Raw genomic sequence first — 2,847 nt, forward strand, 5'->3', positions numbered from 1 at the left:
GGAGAACAGATCCAAAGCACGAAAGACCAACTTACCCACAGATTTGAACTAGACTCTCAACCCTTACAGGTGGGTCACTTTTCGCTGCGCACCCTGGGTCAACTTTCGCTGCGCGCCAACAGCTCAAGGGCTGCGCACAGCTGGCGTAGCTCCATCAGGACCCTCGAAGGTTTGGCGCCTCGTCGGCGTCATCGAGACCCCCAAACGACGGCGTTTCTACCTGGCCAGCGGCCGGACCTTCAAGCCGGCTCACTACCAAAACTGCTTCCCCGATGAATACGGCTGGGCCTGTCGCGTTGAGGACGGCATTGCCACGCCCTGGACAGGCCCGGAACCCATCGTAGACGAGCCTAAGCGCGAGAACCCGATAGCTACCGCCTTGCAGGCCGCGCCCAGCACCTAGAAAGCGCGCGAGGGCGACGGGGAGGGCTAGGGCGTGGCGACGGGAGCGCGAGCGACCTAGCAATCGCCCTGGGCCTCCCCAGAGCCCGCAACGCTTACATACGTCGCATATCGCAGCCCAGGGTCACCATTTCTTTCCAAATGCTGTTCAGGCTATCGCGGTACTCCTGACCGTTCCTGAACCCATCACGCATCCGAGCCTCGATGTTGGCCCTACGGCTTCTCAACGGCGCGCACTCCCAAGACTCCGCCCGCGCCGAATTCCCGACGATCACCGGATCAGGTGCCGAATCCGAGTACTGCTTCCGGTCCCATTCACGCTGTATACGCCTCGTGCCATGCATGATCTCGATGGCCTCCAAAGCGTTCCGCTCCGCTTGATACGGATCACGCGGAACCGGATGGCTGCTCTCCGGCGCCGTTTGAGCGCTTCCGCTGTAGTTCCTCGTTAGATCAACCTCGCGTTGAGCGGCGGCTATCTGCTCGGTCTTAAGCCGCTGTTGAGTTTCTAGCGCTGCTTGCTGTTCAATGGCCGCTTTCTCGGCCTGAACAGATTGATAGTGCTCGAAACCGACCAGGGCAACCAAAGCCAAGCCAAGGCCGAGAAGCCATGTGAAGGTGTTATCTGAATGCGCGGTTTTTCTATACCGCAGCGGTGCTTTCAGGTCGTTCATTTCATCCAAGCGAGTGCCATTAAAGCGAGCTTGAAGGTTCCATAGAGCGCCACGGCCAGCAGTGCCATGGTTGAGAGCACCTGCATGTTCTTCGAAGGCCCGATGGCCTTGCGTTTCAGGGAGGCCGCTTTGTGCCGCTCACGCGCGGCGACCTCCTTTAGCCGCAGCTTCGGGTCTTGATCGCTGCCGCCGCCCCAGGAATCAACGCTCATCTCATGTCCTCAAATCGGGGTGTGGGGTTTACCCCACGGTAAACGCGAGCTTTGACCTGACGCAACCGTCAGGACGCGGGAAATACGCCTTAAACCACAGCCAAAGCCGCCTCGCGCCCCGGAAAACGTCTTTGAAATATGAATAATGTATATTATGTTAAGTTGCACAGCCCGAAACCCCCGTCCATATGTGTCGGGAGGAAAAGGTTTTCGTCACTACTAGACCAAGGGTGGCTGGTACGACCAGATTTTCCTAGACACTCAGTTGCCGCTGGCCTCGACGGACTTGGCCTTCTGCAGGCGCGTGATCTCTGCCTTGGCTTCGGCGAGCTGCCCTTGCAGTGCCGTCAACCGTCCTTCGAGTTTGCCGGCTTCACGGATGGCTTCGTCGCGGTCTCGCTTGTGCTGCTCGGCCTGGTTGCTCAGCAACTCGATCTCGCCTCGTGCGCGCTCCAGGTCTGCCTGCTTGTTTGCCTGATCTTTTGTTGCCTGATCCTGGGCACGAGCCAGAGCTGTCTCCGCCGACGACACGGCCTCTTGGCGCTTGGCCAAGTCACGCTGGGTGGTAGCCAGTTCCGCGCGCAGCGACGCGATCTGCTTCGAGCCTTCGGACACGGAGATCTCCAGGTCCGCGGCTTGCTTGGTGACCGTGGCCATTTCCCGCTCGCGGTCCTGGGTCAGGCGCTGGAGCTGCGTCTTCTGTTCTTCGATTCGGCCCTGCAGGTGCCGCTCGCTGCCCTCGGCCTGTTCGCGCAGCCGCGCCAGGTCGCCGGCATGTTTCTGGGCGGAACGCTCGCGTTCGTCGTCAACCGCGCGGAGCTGGGACTCCGCTGCCGTCGCACGCGTGACTTGGGCGGCCAATTCCTTTTCGGTGGCGACCAGCTTGGCGTTGGTGCCCTTGAGCTGCTCACGCAGGCGATCGAGTTCGCCGTTCAAATCGGCAACACGCTGGTGGACGGCGCCGCGCTCGGCCTCGAAATCACGGCGATCCTGCGCCAGGCGGGCACGCTCATCCGCCATGTCCTTTTCCTGTGCGGCTCGTTCGGAGGTCAGTTCCTTCAAGGCGGTTGCCCGCACCTGGTCGTAGAGCTCAGCAGCGGCCGTGGCGATGGGCGCCGGTAACTTCAGGCGTCCGGGCAACGCCTGGAAGTACTGCTTCAGCAGCGCATTGACGGTGCCCGGCGAGCCGGCACCCAGGATGCGCCGGACGCTATCGAGCGTAGCCCGCTCGCCTTCGGCGATGAGCTGGTCGGCTGCACGTGTAACGTCTGCAAGGGTCACGCCCATTTCAGGTCTCCCGGTGTCATCGCCCCATCCTTTGCGCATGTACCCACGACTCGGTTGAGTATCGTCGGTTTGATCAAGGCTACAGCCTGCAGAGCGTGGCTGTGTTGAATCAGGTCTGATTTTCTGGGTACATCATGCAGCTTGGCCAATAAAAAACCCCCGTAGCATGGCTACGGGGGTTTTCCACTTCTTTAAGAGCCTGGCAGTGTCCTACTCTCACATGGCTATTGCCACACTATCATCGGCGCTGTGTCGTTTCACTTCCGTGTTCG

3 protein-coding genes are annotated in these 2,847 nt (G+C 60.6%); all 3 read right to left on the reverse strand.

Translation table 11 applies throughout. The features are described 5' to 3' along the window. Nucleotides 1-497: 497 nt before the first annotated feature. The 3 genes from QT386_RS23105 to QT386_RS23115 all read right to left on the reverse strand — a co-directional run bounded on the left by QT386_RS23105 (nucleotide 498) and on the right by QT386_RS23115 (nucleotide 2,575). Nucleotides 498-1,076, reverse strand: coding sequence for a hypothetical protein (locus QT386_RS23105; RefSeq protein ID WP_289276116.1), 579 nt, complete (start codon nucleotides 1,074-1,076; stop codon nucleotides 498-500). After that, entirely contained in the window at nucleotides 1,073-1,288 is a 216-nt protein-coding gene (locus QT386_RS23110; protein WP_289276117.1) for a hypothetical protein, read from the reverse strand. Before QT386_RS23110 ends, QT386_RS23105 begins: the two co-directional genes overlap by 4 nt. 261 nt (nucleotides 1,289-1,549) lie before the next feature. After that, nucleotides 1,550-2,575: a DNA-binding protein gene (locus QT386_RS23115; RefSeq protein ID WP_289276118.1), complete on the reverse strand. Its 1,026-nt coding sequence runs from the start codon at nucleotides 2,573-2,575 to the stop codon at nucleotides 1,550-1,552. Nucleotides 2,576-2,847 lie beyond the last annotated feature (272 nt).

This window comes from Solimonas sp. SE-A11, from assembly GCF_030345715.1.
Lineage (GTDB): Bacteria > Pseudomonadota > Gammaproteobacteria > Nevskiales > Nevskiaceae > Solimonas_A.

Coding starts and splice junctions, on each gene's coding strand:
- QT386_RS23110 (WP_289276117.1), bottom strand. CDS start 1,288: ATGAGCGTTGATTCCTGGGGCGGCGGCAGCGATCAAGACCCGAAGCTG.
- QT386_RS23105 (WP_289276116.1), bottom strand. CDS start 1,076: ATGAACGACCTGAAAGCACCGCTGCGGTATAGAAAAACCGCGCATTCA.
- QT386_RS23115 (WP_289276118.1), bottom strand. CDS start 2,575: ATGGGCGTGACCCTTGCAGACGTTACACGTGCAGCCGACCAGCTCATC.